Source organism: Streptomyces sp. NPDC059080 (assembly GCF_042739975.1).
Taxonomy (GTDB): Bacteria; Actinomycetota; Actinomycetes; order Streptomycetales; family Streptomycetaceae; genus Streptomyces; species Streptomyces benahoarensis.
Map to the genome: position 1 here is coordinate 37506 of NZ_JBHYGX010000048.1, position 5124 is coordinate 42629.

General features: G+C 72.9%; 5 protein-coding genes. 3 read left to right on the forward strand and 2 right to left on the reverse strand.

Annotated features, from left to right (window positions below; translation table 11 throughout):
- Window positions 1–113 precede the first annotated feature (113 nt).
- On the reverse strand, window positions 114–1616 hold the full coding sequence (locus tag ACFWWQ_RS26330) for an aldehyde dehydrogenase family protein (protein ID WP_384600905.1): 1503 nt from the start codon (window positions 1614–1616) through the stop codon (window positions 114–116).
- Window positions 1617–1817: 201 nt separating this feature from the next.
- On the opposite strand from ACFWWQ_RS26330, the gene ACFWWQ_RS26335 reads away from it, so the two are divergent.
- Complete coding sequence (locus tag ACFWWQ_RS26335) at window positions 1818–2648, forward strand: hypothetical protein (RefSeq protein ID WP_384600908.1); 831 nt, start codon at window positions 1818–1820, stop codon at window positions 2646–2648.
- A 136-nt stretch (window positions 2649–2784) separates the two neighbouring features.
- Window positions 2785–3399 carry a Uma2 family endonuclease gene (locus tag ACFWWQ_RS26340; protein ID WP_384600911.1) on the forward strand — a complete coding sequence of 205 codons (615 nt, stop codon included), beginning with the start codon at window positions 2785–2787 and terminating at the stop codon, window positions 3397–3399.
- Between the two features lie 155 nt (window positions 3400–3554).
- Here the strand turns inward: ACFWWQ_RS26340 and ACFWWQ_RS26345 are convergent, their stop codons facing one another.
- Entirely contained in the window at window positions 3555–4565 is a 1011-nt protein-coding gene (locus ACFWWQ_RS26345; protein WP_384600914.1) for a DUF5954 family protein, read from the reverse strand.
- 182 nt (window positions 4566–4747) lie between these two features.
- Between ACFWWQ_RS26345 and ACFWWQ_RS26350 the strand changes: the two genes are divergently transcribed.
- The gene (locus tag ACFWWQ_RS26350) at window positions 4748–4957 is read left to right on the forward strand and encodes a DUF5988 family protein (RefSeq protein WP_143944782.1); all 210 of its coding nucleotides are present in this window, start codon (window positions 4748–4750) and stop codon (window positions 4955–4957) included.
- Window positions 4958–5124 lie beyond the last annotated feature (167 nt).

The window sequence follows — 5124 nt, forward strand, 5'->3', positions numbered from 1 at the left end:
GGGGGGGGGGGGGGCGGGGCGCGGCCGCGGCGGCGGGGCCCGGGGCGGGGGCCGGCGGGCGCCGGGGGGGCGGGCGGGGGCGCGGCGGCGCCGCCCCCCGCCGCGCGGCGTGATCAGCCGCCGAACCAGCGGACCGGCTCGGGCCGGAGGTTCTCGTAGATGTGCTTGGACTCGCGGTACTCGTCGAGGCCGGAGGGGCCCAGCTCGCGGCCGATGCCGGACTTGCCGAAACCGCCCCACTCCGCCTGCGGGAGGTAGGGGTGGTAGTCGTTGATCCACACGGTGCCGTGGCGCAGCCGGGCGGCGACGCGGCGGGCGCGGGCGGAGTTGCCCGAGAAGACCGCACCGGCCAGGCCGTACTCGGTGTCGTTGGCGAGCGCGACGGCCTCGTCCTCGGTGGTGAAGGTCTCGACGCTGAGGATCGGCCCGAAGGTCTCCTCGCGGACCACCTTCATCTCCCGGTGGCAGCCGTCGAGGACGGTCGGGGAGTAGAAGTAGCCGGTGGCCGGGCGGATGCCGCTGGGCTCGGGGCGGGAGCCGCCGCTGCGCAGCTGCGCGCCCTCGGCGAGCGCGGAGGCGACGTACGCCTCGACCTTGTCGAGCTGCTGCTGGGAGACGAGCGGGCCGCACTCCACGCCGTCCTCGGTGCCGCGGCCGAGCTTGATCTTCTCGGCGCGGCGGGCGAGCTCGGCGACGAAACGGTCCTTGACCGACTCCTCGATGATCAGGCGGGCACCGGCCGAGCAGACCTGACCGCTGTGGATGAACGCGGCGTTCAGCGCCTGGTCGACGGCGGTGTCGAAGCCCTCCTCGGTGGTGCAGGCGTCGGCGAAGACCACGTTGGGGTTCTTGCCGCCCAGCTCCAGGGCGATCTTCTTGGCGCCGGAGACCGCGGCGGCGCCCGCCTTGGTGCCGCTGACCAGGCCGCCGGTGAAGGAGAACAGGTCGACGTCGGGGTGGTCGGCGAGGCGCTGGCCGACCGGCACCCCGGCGCCGGTGACGATGTTGGCGACCCCGTCCGGCAGACCGGCCTCGGCCAGCAGCTTCACCAGGTACACGGTCGACAGCGGGGTGACCTCGCTGGGCTTGATGACGAAGGTGTTGCCCGCGGCGAGCGCCGGGGCGATCTTCCAGCTGGCCTGGAGCAGCGGGTAGTTCCACGGCGTGATGAGCGCGCAGACGCCGACCGGCTCGTGGACGACGACGCTGTGCACGTCCGCGGAACCGGCGTCGACGACCCGGCCGCCGCTCTCGTTCATGACGGTGTCGGCGAAGTAGCGGAAGGCGTTGGTGACGTCGTCGACGTCGACCCGGCCCTCCTCCAGGGTCTTGCCGGTGTCGCGGCTCTCGATGAGCGCGATCTCCTCGCGGTCGCGCTGGAGCAGGTCGGCGACGCGGCGCAGCAGCGCGGCGCGCTCGGCGACCGGCGTGCCGGACCAGATGCCCTCGTCGAAGGCGCGGCGGGCCGCGGCCACCGCCGCGTCGGCGTCCTCCGCACCGCCCTCGGCCACCAGCTGGATCACCGTGGCGTCGGCGGGATCGAGGACCTCCCGCGTGGCGCCGGATGCGGCGGCGCGCCACACCCCGTCTACGTGAATGGTCTCGCTTGCCGACACGCTGTTCTGCCTTCCGTCACCGGTTTTCTTCCACTGGTTCACACCAGCAACGGGGACCCCTCCCCGAAACCTCTACAGCTATGCCCAACGCTTCGGGGAAAGTGGCCCGAGTCACTCAATGTGCGACCGAATGTCCTCGTACGTACCCTGAATAGCCGTACGTCCCTACGTACGCCCCTCTCGGTGCGGAGGTGCCCACGAATGAGCAGCAGACGGCGAACGGCGACCGGTATCACCGCCCTGACCTGCGGCGCGGCCCTCCTCGGCGGTTTCGCCGGGGCCGGGACCGCCCGGGCGGGAGACTCCGGGGGCGAAGGCGACCTGGCGGGGAAGTCCGCCGAACAGGTCTCGGAGCTGGCCCGCAAGGAGCTGCTGGCGGCGACCTCGCTGCGGCTGCGCACCAGCACCAACGTCGACGCCACCCGCCTCGACATCACGATGAACCGCTCCGGTGACTGCACCGGATCCATCGGCAAGGGCCGCTACGGCAAGGTGGAGCTGATCAAGCACGGCCGCCAGGTCTGGCTCAAGCCGGACGACGCGTTCTGGAAGGGTCAGCTCTCCGCGGACGCCGCCGCCTCCGTCATCGCCCGCGTCAAGGGCCGCTACCTGCACGGCACCACCGACGACCCGCTCCCCGCGAGCATCGCCGCCGCCTGCGACCTGGCCGCCTTCCAGAAGCAGACCGCGGGCTCCGGCAGCCCCGAGTCCCCCACCCCGACCTCGCCGGGCTCCTCCCCCCAGCCGAAGCTGACCCTGCGCAAGGGCAAACCGACCGTTCAGGAGGGCACCCGGGTCCTGCCCATCGTCAAGACCCGCGGCGGCGCCAGCCAGACCCTCTACGTCACGATCGACGGCAAACACGTACCGCGCCGCCTCACCGCCGAGGTCGACCACCGGACCGCGACGATCCTCCTCAGCAACTACGGCACCCCCGTCTCGCCCAAGACCCCGACCGCCGCCCAGAGCCTCGCCATCTCCGAGGTCGAGGACCAACTCCCGGGGGCGAAGCCACCGTCCCAGGGGACCTGACCGGAGGCCGCCCCCACTCCCCTGCCCCGTGAGCAAAGAGGAACGTTTTTCGCACAAACGCACGTAACGCGGGCCCGCGCGTATCGTTGGACCGTGCGGCTGCCCGCGCCGCGCGGCAGCGGGGAGGAGCGGCACGATGACCATCAGCCTCGTACGGCGGACCGACGTAATCGAGACCGACAGGATCGACATGCCCGAGAACGGCGAACTCAGCTTGGACGAACTGTTCGAGCGCCTGGAGAAGATGCCAGTCCCCGAGGGCTACAAGGTCGAGATCGTCGAAGGGGCCGTTTTCATGTCGCCGCAGCGGGATGCACACTGGCAGACCATCCGCAGGATCGTGCGGGCACTGGAGGACCGCTTCGGCATGGATGCCGTCGTCCTCTCCGACGTCCGCATCGATTTTCCGGGCAGTCTCAACGGCTTCGCACCAGATGTCGCCAAGTTCACCGCCGACGCCGAGAAGGACGCCCACGGCCGCTGGCGCCACCAGGACATCGAGTTCGTCGCCGAGGTCGTCTCCAAGAGCACCGGCATGAACGACTACGGCCCCAAGAAGACCGCCTACGCGCGGGCCGAGGTGCCGGTGTATCTGATCGCCGACCCGTACACCGCCCGCTGCCGGGTCTTCACCCACCCGCAGGACGGCGACTACAAGAGCGACCTCACCCTCGCGTACGGCGAGCCCGTCGACCTGACCGGCACGGTCGTCGGCATCACGCTCGCCACCGACGACTTCCCCCGGGACTGACCGGCCCAGGGAGGTCCCGCCGTCAGGCCCGCCCGCTCCGGCCGCGGTCGAGATGTTCAACAGCGCTATGGGGCAGGGACGTTGGCGCATCGCGCGCGAGGCCGTCGCGGCTCGCCTCACCCGATACCGGCCCGCGAGACAGCAGTTGAGCGCCCTCAGCCGGTCCCCGGCCCCCGGTCCGGCGCGCCGTCGTGTTGCCGGGCCCGTTCCGCGGAGGGCGTGTCCGGGTCCTGGTCGGAGGGGCGGGGGCCTTCCGGGCCGTCCGGGCCGATACGGACCAGGCGTTCGACGCGTACCACCTTGAAGCAGCGGCCCGGACGGCCCTCGACGCGTACGTCGTTGCCGGGGCGCCGGGCCAGCCGGTCGCCGGCCCGCTCGTACGCCTCCCGTTCCGCACCGGCCAGTTTGAGGGTGACGGGGGCGAGGACGCGCAGCCACATCGTCAGCGCGTCGCGGGCGTCCTGCGGGGTGTCGCAGGAGGCGGTGTGCGCCTGCCATTCGCCGCCGGTGCGCTCGGCGACCATGAACGCCGCCGGGAGCAGCACCCCGCCGGGATGGCTGACGGCCGCCCGCTGCTCGTCCCGTTCGACGTCCGGCGGCGCCGAGCCCTCCGCCCGGACGAACTGCAGCAGATCGAGTTTGAGGACGCCGTCCGACATGCCCGTGCCGACCGCCGGGTCGATGACGAAGCCTTTCGTCCGGCCCGGGTGGCAGGCGTCGTCGTACGTCGCCGGGTCCGGGTCCGAGGGGCGCGGCGGCTCCGGTCCGTCGGGGCCCATCCGGACGAACTCCTCGCACCGGATGACGCGGTACCGCTCCCCCAGGACGGTCAGGTCGTCGGGCCGCTCCCGCTCCAGCCGGGCGGCGGCGGCCAGATACGCAGGCGCGTGCGCCGTGCGGGCGGAGCGCCGGGCCCGCCGCCGGAACTCGGCGGCCAGCGCGTCCCGGGCGGTCTGCGGGCCGCTGCCGCCGACGCACCGCACCTCCCAGCCGCCCTGCTCCCGCTCGCGCGCGGCGCAGAAGACCGGGCCGCCCGTCCCCAGGATCTCCGGATAGCGTTCCCGCGCCCGCCACGCCTCCTCCTCGGACAGCTCTGCCACCGGGCCGTCCTGTGCGGTGACCCTGATGGTGCGGTACGCGGGCACTTCCTCGCCGTGTTCCGTCATGCCCGCAGTGTGGGCAGCGGCCCGCCCGTAGGGCGTCGGGTCGGCGGACAAACCACCTGTGGGTGTGGTGCCGGTGCCCGGCCGGAAACCGTCCGCCGTCCGTGCGCCCGTCGCCGCCCCGGCGCGTACCCCGTCGGCGTGCCGCCGCCCGGCGACGGCGGGCCCGGGACGACAATCCGGGCATGGCTGACACGGAGACGAAGGCAGTGCTGAGCGGCGGACCCGCCGACTTCCCGGAGCGGATCGTGCCGATCGAGCCACCGGGACCGGAGATGAAGATCGCCTGGCGCAACGGCTACGAACACTTCCGCGCCACCGGCCGGTACGAGGAGACGGAGGAGGGGAGGCTGCCGGTCTACGAGTGGTGGGAGCGGACCGAGCTCCCGGGGTGAGCGGCGGGACGGGCGCGGAGTGAGCGGGGCGGCCGCCCGGCGGCGGGCCCTCCGGCACCGCGGGCCGCCTGACGCCTGACGCCTGACGCCTGACGCCTGACGCCTGACGCCTGACGCCTGACGCCTGACGCCTGACGCCTGACGCCTGACGCCTGACGCCTGACGCC

Coding starts and splice junctions, on each gene's coding strand:
- ACFWWQ_RS26335 (WP_384600908.1), top strand. CDS start 1,818: ATGAGCAGCAGACGGCGAACGGCGACCGGTATCACCGCCCTGACCTGC.
- ACFWWQ_RS26340 (WP_384600911.1), top strand. CDS start 2,785: ATGACCATCAGCCTCGTACGGCGGACCGACGTAATCGAGACCGACAGG.
- ACFWWQ_RS26345 (WP_384600914.1), bottom strand. CDS start 4,565: ATGACGGAACACGGCGAGGAAGTGCCCGCGTACCGCACCATCAGGGTC.
- ACFWWQ_RS26350 (WP_143944782.1), top strand. CDS start 4,748: ATGGCTGACACGGAGACGAAGGCAGTGCTGAGCGGCGGACCCGCCGAC.